The organism is Streptomyces sp. NPDC102360 (assembly GCF_044766085.1).
GTDB lineage: Bacteria > Actinomycetota > Actinomycetes > Streptomycetales > Streptomycetaceae > Streptomyces.
On the sequence record NZ_JBIWLG010000004.1, the window covers coordinates 376,270 to 396,302 of the forward strand.

Genomic DNA, 20,033 nt, shown 5'->3' on the forward strand with positions numbered 1-20,033 from the left:
GAAACGTCATGGGCCTCAACGACTTCTGGTTCCTTCTGATCGCCGTTCTGTGGACCGGCTACTTCTTCCTCGAAGGCTTCGACTTCGGGGTGGGCATCCTGACGCGGCTGCTCGCGCGCGACAGGACCGAGCGGCGCGTGCTGATCAACATCATCGGACCGGTGTGGGACGGCAACGAGGTCTGGCTGCTCACCGCGGCCGGCGCGATGTTCGCAGCGTTCCCCATCTGGTACGCGACGTTCTTCAGCGCCTTCTATCTGCTGCTCGTGATCGCGCTGTTGCTGCTGATCGTGCGCGTGCTGTCCTTCGAGTACCGGCACCAGCGGCCCGAGGAGAGCTGGCAGCGCAACTGGGAGCTGGTGCTCTTCGTCAGCTCGCTGCTGCTGCCGTTCCTGTGGGGCGTGATGTTCGCGAACATGGTGCACGGCGTTCCGATCAACTCCAAGCAGGACTTCGCCGGTTCGTTCGGTGACCTGCTGACCTGGTGGGGGCTGCTCGGCGGGCTCGCCTTCACGGCCGTGTGCACGCTGCACGGGGCGGTGTTCACCGCGCTGAAGACGGACGGCGACATCCGGGTGCGGGCGCGTGCGCTCGCGACGAAGTCGGGTGTGGCCACCGTGCTCCTGGGCGGCGGGTTCCTCGCCTGGATCCAGGTCGAGCGCGGGACGGCGTGGACCGCGGTGGCGTTCGCCGTGGCGGTCGTCGGGCTGCTCGGGACGCTCGTCATGAACGCCAAGGGACGCGAAGGCTGGGCGTTCTCTTTCAACGGGGTCGCGATCGCGGCCGTGGTGGCGGCGATCTTCCTGGCCCTGGTGCCGAACGTCATGCCCTCCTCGCTCAACGAGGCGTGGAACCTGACGATCGACAACACGTCCTCGGGTCCGTACACGCTGAAGGTGATGACCTGGGTCGCCGGGATCATGACGCCGCTGGTCCTGCTCTACCAGGGCTGGACCTACTGGGTGTTCCGCAAGCGGCTCAGCACGAAGAGCATTCCTGCCGGGGCGCACTGAGCGCCTTGGCTCCGGCTTCGCCCCGTCTGCGTTCGTCTACGTGAGGGTGTGTTTCACGTGAAACCGATCGACCAGCGTCTGTTCCGGTACGGCCGGGCCTCGCGCTTCTTCCTGATCGCGGTGGTGGTGCTCGGCGCCGCCGGGGCGGGCCTGGTCATCGCGCAGGCGATGCTCATCGCCGAGGCCGTGGTGGGCGCGTTCCAGCACGGCCTCGGCGTGGCAGAACTGCGGTCGCCGCTGTTGCTGTTGGCGGCGGTCGCGGCCGGACGCGGGCTCGTGGCCTGGCTGACCGAACTGGCCGCGCACCGGGCGAGTGCGGCGGTCAAGTCGGAGCTGCGCAGGCGGCTTTTGGAGCGGGCCACGCTGCTCGGTCCCGGGTGGTTGAGCGGGCAGCGCACCGGGTCTCTCGTGGCGCTCGCGACGCGCGGCGTGGATGCCCTCGACGACTACTTCTCCCGTTATCTGCCGCAGTTGGGGCTTGCGGTGGTGGTCCCGGTGGCGGTGCTCGCCCGCGTCGTCACCGAGGACTGGGTGTCGGCGGCGATCATCGTCGGCACGCTGCCGCTCATCCCGATCTTCATGATGCTGATCGGCTGGGCGACCCAGTCCCGGATGGACCGCCAGTGGCGGCTGCTCTCCCGTCTTTCGGGCCACTTCCTGGACGTCGTCGCGGGACTGCCGACCCTGAAGGTGTTCGGCCGCGCCAAGGCGCAGGCCGAGTCCATCCGCAAGATCACCGGCGAGTACCGCAGGGCGACGATGCGCACCCTGCGGATCGCCTTCCTCTCGTCGTTCGCGCTGGAGCTGCTGGCCACGCTGTCGGTCGCGCTCGTCGCCGTGACCATCGGCATGCGGCTCGTGCACGGCGAGATGGATCTGTACATCGGACTCGTGATTCTGGTGCTCGCGCCCGAGGCGTATCTGCCGCTGCGGCAGGTGGGCGCGCAATACCACGCGGCGGCCGAGGGGCTCGCCGCGGCGGAGGAGATCTTCGCGGTTCTGGAGTCGCCGCTGCCCGAGGACGGTACGCGGGACGTCCCCTCGGCCGGCGGAATCGGGTGTGAAAGCGTTTCTGTTCGCTACGAAGGGCGGTCCTCGGACGCCGTCTCGGATGTCTCCTTCAAGGTGGCCGAGGGCGAGACGGTGGCCCTTGTAGGGCCGAGTGGAGCGGGTAAGTCGACGCTGGTCAGTGCCCTGTTGGGTTTTGTACGCCCTTGTAGTGGGCGGGTCTCCGTCGGCGGTGTCGACCTCGCCGAGATCTCGCGTGAGGCGTGGCACGCGCGCGTGGCGTGGGTTCCACAGCGGCCGCAGCTGTACGCCGGTTCGATCGCGGACAACGTACGGCTCGCGCGACCGGACGCCGATGACGCCGCGGTGCTCGCCGCGCTGCGGGAGGCCGGGGCCCTGGAGTTCGTCGAGGCGCTGCCCGAAGGTGTGGCGAGCGTGCTCGGGGAGGACGGTGCCGGGCTCTCCGCCGGGCAGCGCCAGCGGCTCGCGCTCGCACGGGCCTTCCTCGCGGACCGGCCGGTCGTGCTGCTCGACGAACCCACGGCCGCGCTCGACGGGGAGACCGAGGCGGGCATCGTCGACGCGGTGCGCAGGCTCGCCGTGGGGCGGACCGTCCTGCTCGTCGTGCACCGTCCCGCCCTGCTCGCCGTCGCGGACCGGGTCGTACGGATCGAGGCACTGGGCGCGGTGCCGGCGCAGATGCGTGGTGCCGCGCAGGGGAGCCCGTCCGCGCAGGCCTTCGCCGATGCCGTCGAAGCGGCTCCGGTGGAGGTGCGCGGCGAGGCGCCGGTGGACCGGCGCCATGTGCTCGCACGGCTGCGCGCCGCCGCCAGGCCGCGCCGCTCCCGGCTCACCCTCGCCCTGCTGCTCGGCGCGCTCGCGCTCGGCAGCGCGGTCGGCCTGATGGCGACGTCCGGGTGGCTGATCTCGCGGGCCTCGCAGATGCCGCCGGTCCTGTACCTGATGGTCGCGGTCACGGCCACGCGCGCGTTCGGTATCGGCCGGGCGATCTTCCGGTACCTGGAGCGGCTCGTGTCGCACGACGCGGTGCTGCGGATGCTGGCCGACACCCGGGTCGCCGTGTACCGGCGCCTGGAGCGGCTCGCCCCGGCGGGGCTGCGCACGACGCGGCGCGGCGACCTGCTCTCCCGGCTCGTCGCCGATGTGGACGCTCTGCAGGACTACTGGCTGCGCTGGCTGTTGCCCGCGTCGGCCGCCGCGCTCGTGGGCGTGGGGTCGGTCGCGTTCACCGCGTGGCTGCTGCCCACCGCGGGTGCCGTACTCGCCGTGGGGCTGCTGCTCGCCGGTGTCGGGGTGCCGCTGCTGTCGGGCGCGGTGTCCCGGCGCGCGGAGCGCAGGCTGGCCCCCGCGCGCGGGGTGCTTGCCACCAAGGCGGCCGAACTGCTCACCGGCACCGCCGAACTGACGGTCGCGGGCGCACTGCCGCGACGTACGAAGGAGGCCGCGGAGGCCGACTCCGTACTGACACGGATCGCCTCGCGTGCCGCCACCGCGACCGCGCTCGGCGACGGTCTGACCGCGCTGATCACCGGCCTGACCGTGGCGGCGGCCGCGCTCGTCGGCATCCAGGGCGTGCGCACCGGGCAGCTCCACGGGGTGTCGCTCGCGGTCGTGGTCCTGACGCCGCTCGCCGCGTTCGAGGCGGTGCTCGGCCTGCCGCTCGCCGTGCAGCACCGCCAGCGCGTCCACAAGAGCGCCGAGCGGGTCTACGAGGTCCTGGACGCGCCGGAACCCGTACGGGAGCCCGAGCGGCCCGCACAGGCGCCGCAGGACCCCTTCCCGCTTGCCGTGCGCGGACTCACCGCCCGCTACGAGGGCCAGGAGCGGGACGCGCTCGCCGGCCTCGATCTGACGCTGGAGCGCGGCCGCCGCGTCGCCGTCGTCGGCCCGTCGGGGTCCGGCAAGACGACCCTCGCCCAGGTGTTGCTGCGCTTCCTCGACGCGGACGCCGGGACGTACACGCTCGGCGGTGTCGACGCGTCGGCCCTCGACGGCGACGCGGTCCGGCGAATCGTCGGGCTGTGCGCCCAGGACGCGCACCTCTTCGACAGCAGCCTCCGCGAGAACCTGCTGCTCGCCAAGAAGGGCGCCACCGAGGACGAGCTGTGGGCGGTGCTCGGCCGCGTACGTCTTCGGGAGTGGGCGCAGGCGCTGCCGGACGGGCTCGACACCCTGGTGGGTGAGCACGCCGCACGTCTCTCGGGCGGCCAGCGGCAGCGGCTCGCGCTCACCCGCGCGCTGCTCGCCGACTTCCCCGTCCTCGTACTGGATGAGCCCGCCGAACACCTCGACCTGGAGACGGCGGACGCGCTCACCGCGGACCTTCTGGACGCTACGCAGGGGCGGACGACGGTGCTGATCACGCACCGGCTCGCGGGTCTGGAGGCCGTGGACGAGGTGCTCGTGCTCGACGGGGGCCGGGTCGCCCAGCGCGGTCCGTACGCCGAGCTCGTTGCGGTCGACGGCCCGCTCCGGGAGCTGCGGCGCCGGGAGGGCGCGGCGGAGGCGCTGGCCGGCGCGGGGAGCTGAGGAACCGCCTGGACCCCTCCACCCACCCGGGCCCGACTTTCCTCGTGAATTGGTACTAATTAGGCTCGTCGCATGGCAGCACCCACGGAGCCCGGCGCCCCGTCTCCCGCAGAGCCCGCCGCGGCTTCCCTGGAGGCGGCGACTCAGGCGACACGCAGCCTTCACGGTCTGTCGGCCGAGCTGACCGCCCGGCTGCCGCAGCTCCTGGAAGCGATGCGTTCCGTGGGCACAGGCCTCGAGCTGCACACCACGCTCGACCGGATCTGTGAGACGGCCGCCGAACTGACCGACGCCAAGTACGCCGCGATCGGCGTCGTCGACGAGGACGGCGACGGGCTCTCGGACTTCGTCTACTCCGGAGTCGACGAGGAGACCGCGCGGCGCATCGGGCGGCTGCCCGACGGACACAAGGGGCTGCTCGGCGCGCTCATCCACGACCCCGTGACGGTGCGCCTGCCGAACCTCGCGGACGACCCGCGCTCCTGCGGTTTTCCCGCGCACCATCCGCCGATGCACACGTTTCTCGGCCTCCCCATCCGCGTACAGGGCGAGATCTTCGGAAACCTGTACCTCACGGAGAAGGAGGGCGGCGGCGAGTTCAACGACGACGACCTGAACATGGTCCGGGTGCTCGCCACGGAGGCGGGCATCGCCATCGGCAACGCGCGCCTCTACGAAGCGGCCAAGCAGCGCGAGCGGTGGATCGACGGCTCGGTGGCGGTGACCACCGCGCTCCTTTCGGGCGGCGACGCCGACGACGCGCTCCAGGTGGTCGCCGAACAGTCACGGCACCTCTCGGACTCGGCGGCCGGCATAGTGCTGCTGCCCGCGGAGGAAGGCGGCATGGAGATCGTCGCCGTCGACTCGGACGTGCCCTCCACCGCGCTCGGCGCGATCGTGCCGCCGGAGAGCGAGATCATCTCCGAACTGCTCGAAGGACAGGCCGTGTTCGTCGACGACGCGGCCACCGACCCCCGCATGCTGACCGGCCTCGCGCAGGACTACGGGCCGTCCATGATGCTGCCCCTCCAGAGCGGCGGGCGGGTCCTGGGGACGTTGGTGATGACCCGCGCGCGTGGGGGACGTCCTTTCACCGAGGCGGAGCGCACTCTGGCCACCCAGTTCGCGTCGCAGGCCGCGCTCGCCCTGGTCTTGGCCGACGCGCAGCGCGACCGGGAGCGCCTCGCCGTCCTGGAGGACCGCGACCGGATCGCGCGCGACCTGCACGATCTCGTCATCCAGCGCCTCTTCGCCACCGGGATGATGCTGGAGACCGCCCAGCGCCGCTCCGTGGTGCCCGAGGTGCAGACCGGTGTCGGCAAGGCGGTCGACGAGCTCGACACCACCATCCAGGAGATCCGCACCGCGATCTTCGCGCTCCAGCAAGGCCCGGCGGAGGCGCCGTCCAGCCTGCGCACCAAGGTGCTCCGCGAGATCAACACGGCCGCCGTGCCGCTCGGGTTCAAGCCCTCGCACCGCTTCCTCGGGCCCGTCGACACGGTCGTCGGCGAGCTCACCGGCAAGCACCTCATCGCGGCGCTGCGCGAGGCCCTTTCGAACGCGTTCCGGCACGCGGAGGCCGACCGTATCGACGTCGTCGTGGACGCCACCGTGCTCCTTCCCGACGGGCGGCAGGGCGTCCGTCTGACGGTCGCGGACGACGGCGTGGGCATCAAGGAGGGCGGGCGCCGCAGCGGCCTGAAGAACCTCCAGAAGCGGGCCGAATCGCTCGGCGGCGCCAGTTGGCACGGGCCGGGGCTCGACGGGGACGGCACGACGGTGGTGTGGGAGGCGCCTCACTGAGGCGTCTCAGTGAGGTGCCCCGCTGAGGTGCCTCACCGAGGCGCCCCACTGAGGCCCGCCCGACCCGGTTTGGCGGTACGTTCCTGCGCCGTACGGGGCACCCGTTCCCTCGGCCGTACCAGCCCCACAGGAAGCCCGGCGTGCGGCGGCCGACGATCCGATGCATGCGTCATGGACCGCGCCGAACCAGCACATCGCTCGTCCTCCCGGTACTGCTGTGCGCCCTCGTGGCCCTCGGTGGACCGCCCACGGTGTCCCAGGGCGCGGAGGGCCCCGAGGCGAGCGCGGACGTCGCGCGCCTCTTCGAGGAGGCGTCCACGGCGACGCAGCGCTACGAAGCGGGCCGTAAAGCCGCCTCCGTACAGAGGGCGGAGGTACACACGATGGAGCGGCTGCTCGTGCGCGAGCGGCGGCAGATCTCCGTGCTCCACGACGACCTCGGCCGGATCGCCCGCGCCCAGTACCGCAGCGGCGGCGACATCCCCATCACGGCGCAGATGCTGCTGGCCGGGAACCCCGAGAAGCTGATGCACGGTCAACGGGCCGTCTGGCAGGCCGATCTGGCCCTCAACAACGCCGTGGACAAGAGCCGGCGCGCCGAGCGCGGGCTCGCGGAAGGACAGCGCAGGGCGGCGGACGCGTGGCGCTCACTGAAGGAGCGCAACGCACGGCTCGCCATCCTTAAGAAGGGCATCGAAAGTAAGCTCGAAGCGGCACGTTGGCAGCTCCAGGGACAGGCGGACACGTCGGTCGCCGCGGGGAAGTGCCGGGGCGCCGTCCGTCTCAAGGAGCCGAAAATCTCAACTACGCGCGCGTGGCTGCCTCCTGTGGAGAAGTACCAGCTGTCCGCGGGCTTCGACAGCGCGGGCGAGCGCTGGTCGCACCGGCACACCGGGCAGGACTTCGCGGTCGACATCGGGACGCCGGTGCGGGCGGTGGGCGCGGGCCGCGTGGTGAGCGTGTCCTGCGGCGGCGCCTTCGGCATCGAGGTCGTCGTGCGGCACCCCGGCGGCTATTACACGCAGTACGCGCACCTCGCCGCGGTCACCGTCGACCAGGGGCAGAAGCTCCGCGCGGGACAGTGGGTCGGCCAGTCGGGCACCACCGGCAATTCGACGGGGCCGCACCTCCACTTCGAGGTGCGGCTCACGCCGTATCTGGGCTCCGGGGTGGACCCGGTGAAGTGGTTCGCCGAGCGCCACGTGAAGCTGTAGGCGTCGTGGAGCTACCGGGCAGGGACGTGCGCGGCCAGGATGTCCTCGATGACGCGGGCCACGCCGTCCTCGTTGTTGGTCGCCGTACGTGCGGTCGCCGAGGCCAGGACCTCGGGGTGCGCGTTCCCCATCGCGTAGGACGTGCCCGCCCAGGCGAGCATCTCCATGTCGTTGGGCATGTCCCCGACGGCGACCACCTCGGTGGGCGTGATGCCGCGCTCCGCGCAGCACATTGCGAGCGTGCTCGCCTTGGAGACGCCGGGACCGCTGATCTCCAGGAGCGCGCTGGGGCTCGACCGTGTGATGGCCGCCCGGTCACCCACCCCCGCGCGGGCCAGCGACAGGAAGGTGTCGGGGTCGAGCTCGGGGTGGTACGCGAGGAGCTTGAGCACCGGCTGGTCCGCGACGTCGAAATCCGGGGCGAGGAGTTTCTCGGCGGGGGCCACGCACTCGCCGGGGTCCAGGTGCAGCGGCGGGTACCCCGGCTCGTGGTGCAGGCCGCCGGTGCGCTCGACGGCGAAGGTGGTGCCGGGAGCGGTCGCCCGCAGGATGCGGACGACGTCGAGCGCGTCCGGGACCGTCAGCTCGCGGATCTTGACGAAGCGGTGACCGCCATCGCCGCCGTGCAGGTCCACGACGGCGGCGCCGTTCCCGCAGATCGCCAGGCCGTGGCCGTGCACATGGTCGCTGACGACATCCATCCAGCGGGCCGGGCGGCCCGTCACGAAAAAGACCTCGATGCCGGCCTCCTCCGCGGCGGCGAGCGCGGCGACCGTACGCGGCGAAACGGTCTTGTCGTCGTGCAGCAACGTTCCGTCGAGGTCGGTGGCGATCAGCCGGGGCGTGGGGGCGGAGGGGGCCGGAGTCCGGGGCCCGGGAGTCGGTGAGGTCACCGACCCATGGTCGCGCATATGCGTGCACGGGCGTGCTGCGGGGCGCACAGATGAGTACGCACCTGGCTCATGCGCCCCGCCCGGATCCCGGCGTGACGGAGTCCGATTCAGTCGAGTTGGGCCAGGGCCTCCGTGGCGATCGCTTCGAAGGTCTCCTGGTCGGCCGCGAAGTCGGTGTCCGGGATCGGCCAGTGCAGGACGAGCTCGGTGAAGCCCAGCTCCCGGTGCCTGCCCGCGAAGTCCACGAAGGCGTCGACGGAGGTGAGGGGGCGGGTCCGGTCCGGGGTGAATCCGGTGAGCAGGACCTTGTCGAGTTCGTCCGCGTCGCGGCCGATGGCCTCGCACGCGGAGGCCAGCTTCGAGACCTGCCCGCGAATGGCCTGAATCGATTCCTCCGGGGTGCCTGTCGCGTACAGCTTCGGATCGCCGGTGGTCACCCACGCCTGCCCGTGCCGCGCGGCGAGCTTCAGGCCGCGCGGGCCCGTCGCGGCCACGGCGAACGGCAGCCGGGGGCGCTGCACACAGCCCGGAATGTTCTGGGCGCCGACGTCGCCGCCTGCCGAGTAGAAGGTCCCGTCGTACGAGACCGTGTCCTCGGTGAGCAGCCGGTCGAGCAGCGGGACGAACTCCGCGAAACGGTCGGCGCGCTCCCGCGGCGTCCACGGCTCCTGCCCGCTGTGCGCGAGGGCGCTCGCGTCGAAGCCCGTGCCGCCCGCGCCGATACCGAGCGTGATCCGGCCACTGGAGATGTCGTCGAGCGAGAGCAGTTCCTTGGCGAGGGTGACGGGGTGCCGGAAGTTCGGCGAGGTCACGAGGGTGCCCAGGCGAATCCGCTCGGTGGCGGTGGCCGCGGCCGTCAGCGTCGGGACCGCCCCGAACCACGGTCCGTCCCGGAACGGCACGCGCCAGGACAGGTGGTCGTACGTGTACGCGGTGTGGAAGCCCAGCTCCTCCGCGCGCAGCCATGCCTCGCGGGCGCCCTCGTGCCAGCGGCGGTAGGGCAGGATCACGGTGCTCAGGCGCAGCGGACGAGCGGATGTGGCGGGAGCGTTCTCGTTCATGCCTGCGAGCGTATGCGGATTTCCCTCACATCTCGCCCGGAGCTCTCCCGAGTCCCCCTCGGGGCCCCTCGAATTCTCTTGCATTCAATCCAGAAATTTTGGCCCGCATGTTTGATCCACAGCCAAGTCCAGTTATCCACAGGCCAGTTGGCGATTCTGTGGACAACTCTCAAGCGACAGAACCCTTTTCGCCAACAGTGGGCGTATTGCTGGGGTTTGAGGTCAATGAGTCCAATGTCCTTGTCTGTACCTCACGTTCGGCTGCGGCCGTGATGAACGCCGAGACCTGCTCAGGACCAACAAGCCTGCGCACAGCCCGCATTGTCTCCACGGGTATCGCGATGGATTGCTGCTCATCCACTGCCTCGGCCGCCGGTCCTTCGGTGAGGTGGTGACGGAGGTGCCGGGTGGCGAACAGCCGCATCGCGCGGGCCAGTTCGGCGTCCACGGACTGCTGCGCGAGCGGCCGGAGCCGCCGCACGAGCGAGGCCGCTTCGGCCGCTTCCGCGTCCGTCGGCGGCTCCGGGCCGAGATAGCGCGCGAAGACATGCTCGGTGGTGAACTCCAGGAAACGCGCCGCTATATGTTCGACCTGACCCCTCAACTCCCTCAGATGACCGGAAATTGCGGACAGCGGGACACCCGCAGCGTGCAACTCGACGGCCACCGCCAGTTCTTGGGGGCTCGGAACGAGGAACTCGTCGTTCTCCCCGGGCGCACGCTCCAGTACGCCGAGTTCGAGTGCGTCCCGCACGGCGGCCTCGTCGGGTACGCCGCCGAACCGCTCGTCCAGCTCCGCGCGCGTGATGCGCTCCGCCAGCTCGTCCGTCCACGGGCCGTCCACCTCCGCGACCAGACCGAGCACGCCGCCCAGGCCGCGCCCCGCGTCCCAGGCCTCCAGCAGCTCCTTGATGGACGCCAGGGTGTAACCGCGGTCCAGCAGGTCGGCGATCTGGCGCAGCCTGGACAGGTGCGTGTCCGTGTACACGTTGGCCCGACCGCGGCGCTCGGGCCGCGGCAGCAGCCCGCGGTCCTGATAGGCGCGGATCGTGCGGACCGTGGCACCGCTGTGGTGGGCCAGGTCCTCGATCCGGTACTCGGCGACCGGCTGATCCGTGCCGTCGACGCTCACAGTGGCGGCTCCATCCGGGCGACCGCGCGCAGGGCCTTGGGTGTGAAGCGGGACATGAGGTGGGCGCCGCGGGCCTCCGGGGTGACCGGGACGACCGCCTTGTCGTGCACGACGGCCTCCAGGATCGCCGCGGCGACCTTCTCCGGCGGGTAGTTGCGCAGGCCGTACAGGCGCGAGGACTTCTTCTGGCGGCGCTTCTCCTCCTCGGCGTCCACCCCGGCGAAGCGGGCCGTCGCTGTGATGTTCGTGTTCACCAGTCCCGGGCAGATCGCGGAGACCCCGATCCCCTGGTCGGACAGCTCGGCGCGCAGGCACTCGCTGAGCATCAGGACGGCGGCCTTGGAGGTCGAGTACGCGGGGAGCGCCTTCGAGGGCTGGTACGCCGCCGCGGACGCGGTGTTCACGATGTGGCCGCCCTGCCCGCGCTCGGCCATCTGCTTGCCGAACAGGCGGCAACCGTGGATGACGCCCCACAGATTGACGTCGAGGACCTTCTTCCAGTCCTCCGGGGTGGTGTCGAAGAACGAGCCGGACAGGCCGATCCCCGCGTTGTTCACCAGGACGTCGACCACGCCGTACTCGGCGGCGACCTTCTCGGCGAGCTTCTCCATGGCCTGCTCGTCGGTGACGTCCACGGTCTCGCCCCATGCCTGCGGGGCACCTATGAGCTGGGCGAGCTCGGCGGTCCGCGCGGCGCTCTCGGCGTCCCGGTCGACGGCGACCACCCGCGCGCCGGCCTCCGCGAAGGCGAACGCGGTGGCCCGGCCGATGCCGCTGCCCGCACCGGTCACCAGGACCAGCTGACCGGCGAACCGGTCCGCGTGCTTCCCGTCGGCCGCGGGGCGCTGCGCGGGTACCCCCGCCTCCTGCCCCTCGTGCGCGGTGACGAACTCGGTGATCCAGGCCGCGAGTTGGTCGGGACGGGTGCGCGGAACCCAGTGCTTGGCGGGCAGCACGCGCCGCGTCAGCTGGGGCGCCCACAGCTCCAGCTGGTCGTACAGCCTCGGCGACAGGAAGGCGTCCCCGAGCGGCGTGATGAGCTGTACGGGCGCGTGCGCGTACGCGTCCTCGCGCGGGCGGCGCAGTCGCGCCCTCACGTTGTCCCGGTACAGCCAGGCCCCGCGGGCGGCGTCCGAGGGCAGCGACGACGTCGGGTAGTCGCCCGCGGGGACCCGCTCGACGCGCTCCAGGATCTTCGGCCAGCGCTTGCCGAGCGGACCGCGCCAGGCGAGCTCGGGCAGCACGGGCGTGTGCAGCATGTACACGTACCAGGACTTGGCGCCCTGGCCGAGCAGCTGGCCCACCTTGGCAGGCGTGGGCTTCTTCATGCGCTGCTTGATCCAGTGCCCGAAGTGGTCGAGGGACGGGCCCGACATCGAGGTGAAGGACGCGATGCGGCCCTGCGTGCGCTTGACCGTGACGAATTCCCACGACTGCACCGAACCCCAGTCGTGCCCCACCAGGTGCACGGGCCGGTCCGGGCTCACCGCGTCGACGACCGCCAGGAAGTCGTCGGTCAGCTTCTCCAGGGTGAAGCCGCCGCGCAGCGGCTGCGGCGCCGTCGACCTGCCGTGTCCGCGTACGTCGTAGAGCACCACGTGGAAGTGGTCCGCGAGGCGCGCGGCGACCTCCGACCACACCTCCTTGGAGTCCGGGTAGCCGTGCACGAGCACCACCGTCGGCCGCTCGGCCCCGCCGGGTTCGCCCAGCTCGACGACGCACAGGTCGATACCGCCCGTGCGCACCCGGCGCTCGCGCGCGCCGTCGATCTTCATCAGGTCCGTCATCAGATGCCCTCCGCCCAGCGCCGCACGTGCGGCAGATCGTCGTCCAGCCAAAAGGCGCTCTCCTGCGGGTCCTTGGAGTCCGTGACCACGAGAAGCTCCTCGAACTTGGCGCCCGTGCCCCGGAACCCGAGGTGGGGTTCGACCGCCCACAGCCCGGGCTGCGGCGGGTGGTCGGAGAACTTGTACGGCGACCACAGCGGCGACCAGCCGTCCCGGTGCCCGTGCAGCGCGTCGCTCGCCAGGCCCTTCAGGGACTGGGTGCCGAAGCCGAACAGCGTGGGGTTGATCCGCCGCTCCTTGACCCGGTCGACCTTGTGCGCGATCACACCGAAGGGATACGCCCGGTGCCGGTTCGCATAGCCCTGGCGGACCATCAACCGCTCCACGTCCTCGTAGATCTCCCGCAGGGAGCGCCGCTCGCGCACCTCGCGCAGGAGCAGCTCGCGGTGCGCCTGGAGGTCCGAAAGCAGCTTGTCGTGCACGGGGTTGAGGCCGAGGCAGCCCGAGTAGCCGATGTCCGCGGTGTATCCCTGGTGGACCGGCGCCATGTCGAGGATGAAGGGCATCCCCGCCTCCAGCTTCCGGTTCGTCGGGAAGAACTGCAGCGGTACGCGGAAGTTCACGAACGCGGTGCGGTCCCCGAACCAGGCGAAGGGCAGATGGAACCAGTCCCGCACCCCGCGCTCGCGCAGCCACTCCCGCTGCATCCGCGCCGCGTCGCGCTCGGTCACGCCCGGCTTGAGCTGCGCCGCGACCGATTCCGCGCAGGCGTACGCGAGCCTCTGTACTTCTCTGAACCCCCGCAGTTCCGCCGAGAGTTCACGTACCACCGCTGAGGTCATGCCACCGTCCGTCCCGGTCGCGGCCGCCCCGGTTCGTGACCGGGTCGTCGCCGTACGCGTTCGTAACTTGACACTGATGAATGTGACAATGCTTGGCGGCGGCGTCAAGAGGCCTGCACGGTCTACTGATGCCTGCACGGTCTACTCAGGGTGGACCCCTAGGGATCCGTAATACTCAGGTCTTAGACGAGGTCGACCCCACGGTCTGACGAATTGGTGTGGCCTGCGCCACTACGGTCGAACCGTGACTGTGATCGCGACCGAAAGCCTGAGCAAGCGGTTCCCCAAGGTGACCGCGCTTGACCGGCTGACCATGGACATCGGGCCCGGTGTGACCGGACTCGTCGGATCCAATGGAGCCGGCAAGTCCACCATGATCAAGATTCTGCTTGGTCTGTCCCCCGCGACGGAGGGCCGAGCCGAAGTGCTCGGGCTCGATGTCGCGGACCCCTCATCGGGTCCCAAGATCCGTGAGCGCGTCGGCTACATGCCGGAGCACGACTGCCTGCCGCCGGACGTCTCGGCGACCGAGTTCGTCGTCCACATGGCGCGCATGTCGGGCCTGCCGCCCACGGCAGCCCGCGAGCGCACCGCCGACACGCTGCGGCACGTGGGCCTGTACGAGGAGCGCTACCGCCCCATCGGCGGCTACTCGACGGGCATGAAGCAGCGCGTGAAGCTGGCCCAGGCGCTCGTGCACGACCCGCAGCTGGTGTTCCTGGACGAGCCGACGAACGGCCTGGACCCGGTCGGCCGTGACGACATGCTCGGCCTGATCCGGCGCGTGCACACCGACTTCGGCATCTCGGTCCTCGTCACCTCGCACCTGCTGGGCGAGCTCGAGCGCACGTGCGACCACGTCGTCGTCATCGACGGCGGCAAGCTGCTGCGCTCCAGCTCCACCACGGACTTCACGCAGGCCACGGCGGTGCTGGCGATCGAGGTCACCGACAGCGACGAACACCCGGACGGGACAAAGGCGCTCCGTGAGGCGTTCGCGCAGCGCGGCATCGAGACCAGTGCCGGCGGTGAGCTGCCAGGTGCCGGGCACACCGTCCTCCTCACGGCGCAGGGCGAGGAGACGTACGACATCGTGCGCGACGTCGTCGCGGACCTCGGCCTCGGCCTGGTCCGCATGGAGCAGCGCAGGCACCAGATCGCGGAGGTCTTCCGCCCCGAGGCCGAGCAGCAGCCGGAGCAGGACTCCGAGCGCGCCGCCGCCTGGGCGGCCACCGCCGCATCGCAGCAGACGGGAGGCGCGGCGCGATGACCACCGAGCCCAGCCCTGTGGACCACGTGTCCACCCAGATCCACAACATCGGCTACCGCCACTACGACGGCCAGCGTCTGGGCCGCGCGTACGCCCGCCGCTCGCTCTTCTCGCAGAGCCTGCGCGCTGCCTACGGACTCGGCCGCTCGGCCAAGTCCAAGGTGCTGCCGATGCTGCTCTTCATCGTGATGTGCGTACCGGCGCTGATCATGGTCGCGGTGGCCGTCGCCACGAAGGCGAAGGACCTGCCCGTCGACTACACGCGCTACGCGGTCATCCTCCAGGCGGTGATCGGCCTCTACGTGGCGTCCGCCGCGCCGAACGCGGTCTCCCTCGACCTGCGCTTCAAGTCGATCCCGCTCTACTTCTCCCGCCCCATCGAGCGCGTCGACTACGTGGTCGCGAAATTCGCCGCCATGACATCGGCCCTGTTCGTCCTCACGGCCGCGCCGCTGGTCGTGCTCTACGTAGGCTCTCTGCTCGCCAAGCTGGACTTCACGGAGCAGACCAAGGGATTCGCCCAAGGACTGGTATCCGTGGCGCTGTTGTCGCTGCTCTTCGCCGGGATCGGTCTCGTCGTCTCCGCCGTCACCCCGCGTCGCGGGTTCGGCATCGCCGCCGTCATCGCCGTCCTGACCATCTCCTACGGCGCGGTGTCCACGGTCCAGGCGATCGCCGACGCCCAGGACAACGGCGGGGCGGTGACCTGGCTCGGTCTCTTCTCACCGATCACGCTCATCGACGGAGTGCAGACCGCGTTCCTCGGAGCGAGCTCGTCCTTCCCCGGGGCACACGGACCCTCGGCCGGCCAGGGCCTCGTCTATCTGCTCGTCGTCCTCGGGCTCATCGCCGGCTCCTACGGGCTGCTGATGCGCCGCTACCGGAAGGTCGGACTGTGACCACGATCAACATCGACCACGTCTCACGCTGGTTCGGCAACGTGGTCGCCGTCAACGACGTCACCATGAACATCGGCCCCGGCGTCACCGGCCTGCTGGGTCCGAACGGTGCGGGGAAGTCCACGCTCATCAACATGATGGGCGGCTTCCTCGCCCCTTCGAACGGCTCGGTGACCCTCGACGGACAGCCGATCTGGCGCAACGAACAGATCTACCGGCATATCGGCATCGTCCCCGAGCGCGAGGGGATGTACGACTTCCTCACGGGCCGCGAATTCGTCGTCGCCAACGCCGAGTTGCACGGCCTCGGCAAGAAGGCGGCCGGGGAGGCGCTGGCCACGGTCGAGATGGAGTACGCGCAGGACCGCAAGATCTCGACGTACTCCAAGGGCATGCGGCAGCGCGTGAAGATGGCCTCCGCGCTCGTCCACACGCCGTCGGTGCTGCTGCTCGACGAGCCGTTCAACGGCATGGACCCGCGCCAGCGCATGCAGCTCATGGAGCTGCTGCGGCGCATGGGGGACGAGGGCCGCACGGTCCTGTTCTCCTCGCACATCCTCGAAGAGGTCGAGCAACTGGCCTCCCACATCGAGGTGGTCGTCGCGGGCCGGCACGCCGCGAGCGGCGACTTCCGCAAGATCCGCCGCCTGATGACCGACCGCCCGCACCGCTACCTGATCCGCTCCAGTGACGACCGGGCGCTGGCCGCCGTACTGATCGCGGACCCGTCGACGGCGGGCATCGAGGTCGACCTGAAGGAGGGCGCGCTGCATGTCCAGGCCGTCGACTTCGGGCGCTTCACGACGCTGCTCCCGAAGGTCGCGCAGGCGCACGGCATCCGGCTGCTCACGGTCTCGCCGTCCGACGAGTCCCTCGAGTCCGTCTTCTCGTATCTGGTCGCGGCGTAGGAGGCCCTGATGTACGACCCCACTGTCGCCCGACTCACCTACCGGGCCCTGCTCGGCAGGCGCCGGGCCCTCATCCTCTTCGCGCTGCCCGTGCTCCTGGTCGTGATCTCCGCGCTCGTGCGCGGGCTCACGGGGGCCGACGACCAGACCGCGTCCGACCTGCTCGGCGGTTTCGCGCTCGCCACGATGGTGCCGCTGATCGGTGTCATCGCGGGGACCGGGGCCATCGGCCCGGAGATCGATGACGGCTCCGTGGTCTATCTGTTGTCGAAGCCGCTCAAGCGGCCCACGATCATCTTCACCAAGCTGATCGTGGCGATCGGCGTGACCATGGTGTTCTCCGCCGTCCCGACGCTCATCGCGGGCTTCATCCTGAACGGCAACGGGCAGCAGATCGCCGTCGCCTACACGATCGCCGCCCTGGTGGCCTCGATCGCCTACGCGGCGATCTTCCTGCTGCTCGGCACGGTCACCCGGCACGCGGTCGTCTTCGGCCTCGTCTACGCCCTCGTATGGGAGGCCCTGTTCGGGTCCCTGGTCTCCGGGGCGCGCACGCTCAGCGTGCAGCAGTGGTCGCTCGCGGTCGCCCAGAAGGTGGCCGGCGGCGACCTCGTCACCTCGGACGTGGGGCTGCCGCTCGCGACGGTGCTCCTGGTGGTGGTGACGGTCCTGGCGACCTGGTACGCCGGGCAGAAGCTGCGGACCCTGAAGCTGGCCGGCGAAGAGTAGGCACATCGGTTCTTGACGCCGATTTCACCCTCTCACCTGGACACTGGTGGGAGGGTGCGCCGTTCTTCGGGCCGCCCTGCCGAAAGACCCGGAGGACCGCGATGGCATCGGAACCGAACCGCGAGGGGGACGCCTGGGACGACGTGGTCCTGGACACCGACTTCATACGCGCAGCAGAGGCGACCGAACCCTCCGCGCGGGCCCGGATGCTCGCCGAGCGGTGGCGGGCGGGCAAGCCCGAGCCCCAGCCGTGGCGTTCGGACGAGCCGCCCGCGGGGTGGTTCTTCAGCAAGGCGCGGCGGCGCAGGTGGCGCCGCCGGTAATTCGGTGGCGTCGGGCCCTCGCCGCGCGGCACAGTAGATGTGTCAGCACGCCGACCGTGGCGTCCGAGGACCGGGAGAGGAGCGCGGCGATGTCATTCAGTTGTCCGTCGAGCTCCCGGCAGGGCGGCCCGAGGCAGGCTCCGGAGTAGCCATTGCACTCCGTCGAGTCCCGCCCAGGGGTTGTTGCCCGGGGCGGCCGCTTCGAGCGCGTGTCCTTCTTCCGTGGCACGCGGGCCGCCCACCCTTTGCATCGAGGGCCGGCCCCGGTTGTGCCGGGACCGGCCCTCGACGCAGGTACTTTTAAGCCCTGCTCTTGGACGAGAACCCGCGAGGTCCGGACACGATCAAGCCCCGCTCTCGTGACGTGAGCCCGCGGGGTCCGGGGCGGAGCCCCGTGTCGTGGGAGCGGCCGACCGCCACCTCACGGCTCAGCCGAGCATCCGCTCCAGGACCACCGCGATGCCGTCCTCCTCGTTCGACGACGTCACCTCGCTGGCCACCGTCTTGAGCTCCTCATGGGCATTCGACATGGCCACGCCGTAGGACGCCCATCCGAACATCGGGATGTCGTTGGGCATGTCGCCGAAGGCGATCGTGTCGACGGCCTTCGCGCCCAGGCGGCGGGCCGCCAGGGAGAGCCCCGTGGCCTTGGAGAGGCCGAGCGGGAGCAGCTCCACGATGCCCTCGCCCGCCATCGTGACCCCCACCAGGCCGCCGGCGACGGTGCGCGCGACCTCCGCCAGCTGGTCGTCGGTCAGGCCCGGATGCTGGACGTACACCTTGTTGAGCGGCTGCGCCCACAGCTCCGCGAGCTCCGTGAACGGGACGACCGGGAGCGGGCCCTCCTGCACCTCGTAGCCGGGCCCGACGATGACCTCGCCCTCGATGCCGTCGCGGCTCGCGGCGAGCGCCAGCGGGCCGAGCTCGGCCTCGATCTTGGCGAGCGCGAGGCCCGCCAGCTGCCGGTCGAGCGTCACCGAGGTGAGCAGCCGGTGCTCCCCCGCGTGGTAGACCTGCGCGCCCTGGCCGCACACCGCGAGGCCCTCGTAGCCGAGGTCGTCGAGGATGTGCCGAGTCCAGGGCACGGCCCTGCCGGTCACGATGATGTGCGCGGCGCCCACCGCGGTGGCCGCGGTGAGCGCGTCACGCGTGCGCCCGGAGACCGTGTCGTCGGAACGCAGCAACGTTCCGTCGAGATCGGTCGCCACGAGCTTGTACGGAAAGGCAGGGGCGAGGGGAGCGGGGTGGCTCACTTGGCGTTCGGCTCCAGGAGATACAGGCAGCACGGCCGCGCAGGCCGTTCAGGCTGCGATTACTTGGGGTCCAGGGTGGTGCGTCCCCCAAGGTAGGGCCGCAGCATCTCCGGAACCCGCACCGAGCCGTCGGCCTGCTGGTGATTCTCCAGGATCGCCACGATGGTGCGCGGGACGGCGCACAGCGTGCCGTTCAACGTCGCCAGCGGCTGCGTCTTCTTGCCGTCGCGCATCCGGATCGACAGACGGCGCGCCTGGAACCCGTCGCAGTTCGAGGCCGAGGTCAGCTCGCGGTACTTGCCCTGCGTCGGGATCCACGCCTCGCAGTCGAACTTGCGCGAGGCCGAGGAGCCGAGGTCACCGGTGGCGACGTCGATCACCTGGAAGGGCAGTTCGAGGCCGGTCAGCCACTGCTTCTCCCATTCGAGGAGGCGCTGGTGCTCGTTCTCCGCGTCCGCCGGGTCGACGTACGAGAACATCTCGACCTTGTCGAACTGGTGCACGCGGAAGATGCCGCGAGTGTCCTTGCCGTACGTGCCGGCCTCGCGGCGGAAGCACGGCGAGAAGCCGGCGTAGCGCAGCGGCAGCTGGTCCGCCTCGAGGATCTCGTCCATGTGGTAGCCGGCGAGCGCGACCTCGGAGGTGCCGACCAGGTAGTAGTCGTCCTTCTCCAGGTGGTACACGTTGTCGGCGGCCTGGCCGAGGAAGCCCGTGCCCTCCATGGCGCGCGGGCGCACCAGGGCCGGGGTCAGCATCGGCGTGAAGCCGGCCTCGGTGGCCTGCGCGATCGCCGCGTTGACGAGCGCGAGCTCCAGGAGCGCGCCGACACCGGTCAAGTAGTAGAAGCGAGAGCCGGAGACCTTCGCGCCGCGCTCGACGTCGATGGCGCCGAGCGCCTCGCCGAGCTCCAGGTGGTCCTTGGGCTCGAAGCCCTCGGCGCCGAAGTCGCGGATCGTGCCGTGCGTCTCCAGGACGACGAAGTCCTCCTCGCCGCCCTGCGGGACGTCGGAGTGCACGATGTTCCCGAGCTGGAGGGCGAGGCGCTGCGTCTCTTCCTCGGCCTCGCGCTGCTCGGCCTCTGCGGCCTTGACCGCGGCGGAGAGCTCGCCCGTCTTCTTCAGCAGCTCCTGGCGCTCCTCGGGAGAGGCCTTGGGGATCAGCTTGCCGAGCGACTTCTGCTCGGAACGGAGTTCGTCGAAGCGGAGCCCGGACGACCTGCGCCGCTCATCGGCGGACAGGACGGAGTCGACAAGCGCGACGTCCTCTCCACGGGCGCGCTGGGAGGCGCGAACACGGTCGGGGTCCTCACGGAGCAGGCGAAGGTCAATCACCCCTCAAGGTTACCGTT

At 70.7% G+C, this 20,033-nt stretch carries 16 protein-coding genes; 9 read left to right on the forward strand and 7 right to left on the reverse strand.

Annotated features, from left to right (window positions below):
* Positions 1–8: 8 nt before the first annotated feature.
* From cydB to ACIRHA_RS20020, 4 genes are all read left to right on the forward strand, one after another.
* Positions 9–1,013 (forward strand): cytochrome d ubiquinol oxidase subunit II, encoded by a 1,005-nt coding sequence (gene cydB / locus ACIRHA_RS20005; RefSeq protein ID WP_403847280.1) that lies wholly within the window; start codon positions 9–11, stop codon positions 1,011–1,013.
* Between the two features lie 57 nt (positions 1,014–1,070).
* Positions 1,071–4,571: a thiol reductant ABC exporter subunit CydD gene (cydD, locus tag ACIRHA_RS20010; RefSeq protein ID WP_403847282.1), complete on the forward strand. Its 3,501-nt coding sequence runs from the start codon at positions 1,071–1,073 to the stop codon at positions 4,569–4,571.
* Positions 4,572–4,643: 72 nt separating this feature from the next.
* A complete protein-coding gene (locus ACIRHA_RS20015) occupies positions 4,644–6,374 on the forward strand; it encodes a GAF domain-containing sensor histidine kinase (protein ID WP_403847285.1) in 1,731 nt (576 codons plus the stop codon).
* 164 nt (positions 6,375–6,538) lie between these two features.
* The gene (locus ACIRHA_RS20020; protein ID WP_403847287.1) at positions 6,539–7,588 is read left to right on the forward strand and encodes a M23 family metallopeptidase; all 1,050 of its coding nucleotides are present in this window, start codon (positions 6,539–6,541) and stop codon (positions 7,586–7,588) included.
* An 11-nt stretch (positions 7,589–7,599) separates the two neighbouring features.
* On the opposite strand, the gene ACIRHA_RS20025 is transcribed toward ACIRHA_RS20020, so the two are convergent.
* From ACIRHA_RS20025 to ACIRHA_RS20045, 5 genes are all read right to left on the reverse strand, one after another.
* Positions 7,600–8,499, reverse strand: coding sequence for an HAD hydrolase family protein (locus ACIRHA_RS20025; protein WP_403847290.1), 900 nt, complete (start codon positions 8,497–8,499; stop codon positions 7,600–7,602).
* An 89-nt stretch (positions 8,500–8,588) separates the two neighbouring features.
* A complete protein-coding gene (locus ACIRHA_RS20030; RefSeq protein ID WP_403847292.1) occupies positions 8,589–9,542 on the reverse strand; it encodes an LLM class flavin-dependent oxidoreductase in 954 nt (317 codons plus the stop codon).
* Positions 9,543–9,711: 169 nt separating this feature from the next.
* Complete coding sequence (locus tag ACIRHA_RS20035) at positions 9,712–10,674, reverse strand: MerR family transcriptional regulator (RefSeq protein WP_403847295.1); 963 nt, start codon at positions 10,672–10,674, stop codon at positions 9,712–9,714.
* Entirely contained in the window at positions 10,671–12,449 is a 1,779-nt protein-coding gene (locus ACIRHA_RS20040; RefSeq protein WP_403847695.1) for an SDR family oxidoreductase, read from the reverse strand. Before ACIRHA_RS20040 ends, ACIRHA_RS20035 begins: the two co-directional genes overlap by 4 nt.
* 11 nt (positions 12,450–12,460) lie before the next feature.
* Entirely contained in the window at positions 12,461–13,303 is an 843-nt protein-coding gene (locus ACIRHA_RS20045) for a M24 family metallopeptidase (RefSeq protein WP_403847297.1), read from the reverse strand.
* A gap of 250 nt (positions 13,304–13,553) precedes the next feature.
* Here ACIRHA_RS20045 and ACIRHA_RS20050 point away from each other — a divergent pair, with 250 nt between their 5' ends.
* The 5 genes from ACIRHA_RS20050 (at position 13,554) to ACIRHA_RS20070 (ending at position 17,432) form a co-directional block, all read left to right on the forward strand.
* Positions 13,554–14,573 carry an ABC transporter ATP-binding protein gene (locus ACIRHA_RS20050; RefSeq protein WP_403847698.1) on the forward strand — a complete coding sequence of 340 codons (1,020 nt, stop codon included), beginning with the start codon at positions 13,554–13,556 and terminating at the stop codon, positions 14,571–14,573.
* A complete protein-coding gene (locus ACIRHA_RS20055; protein ID WP_403847300.1) occupies positions 14,570–15,472 on the forward strand; it encodes an ABC transporter permease in 903 nt (300 codons plus the stop codon). Before ACIRHA_RS20050 ends, ACIRHA_RS20055 begins: the two co-directional genes overlap by 4 nt.
* Positions 15,469–16,380 carry an ABC transporter ATP-binding protein gene (locus ACIRHA_RS20060; protein ID WP_403847302.1) on the forward strand — a complete coding sequence of 304 codons (912 nt, stop codon included), beginning with the start codon at positions 15,469–15,471 and terminating at the stop codon, positions 16,378–16,380. Before ACIRHA_RS20055 ends, ACIRHA_RS20060 begins: the two co-directional genes overlap by 4 nt.
* Positions 16,381–16,389: 9 nt before the next feature.
* On the forward strand, positions 16,390–17,109 hold the full coding sequence (locus ACIRHA_RS20065) for an ABC transporter permease (protein ID WP_403847304.1): 720 nt from the start codon (positions 16,390–16,392) through the stop codon (positions 17,107–17,109).
* Between the two features lie 101 nt (positions 17,110–17,210).
* The gene (locus ACIRHA_RS20070; RefSeq protein WP_403847307.1) at positions 17,211–17,432 is read left to right on the forward strand and encodes a hypothetical protein; all 222 of its coding nucleotides are present in this window, start codon (positions 17,211–17,213) and stop codon (positions 17,430–17,432) included.
* A gap of 428 nt (positions 17,433–17,860) precedes the next feature.
* On the opposite strand, the gene ACIRHA_RS20075 is transcribed toward ACIRHA_RS20070, so the two are convergent.
* Positions 17,861–18,685: an HAD family hydrolase gene (locus ACIRHA_RS20075; protein WP_403847309.1), complete on the reverse strand. Its 825-nt coding sequence runs from the start codon at positions 18,683–18,685 to the stop codon at positions 17,861–17,863.
* 59 nt (positions 18,686–18,744) lie between these two features.
* On the reverse strand, positions 18,745–20,016 hold the full coding sequence (gene serS / locus ACIRHA_RS20080) for a serine--tRNA ligase (protein WP_403847311.1): 1,272 nt from the start codon (positions 20,014–20,016) through the stop codon (positions 18,745–18,747).
* Between the last annotated feature and the right edge of the window lie 17 nt (positions 20,017–20,033).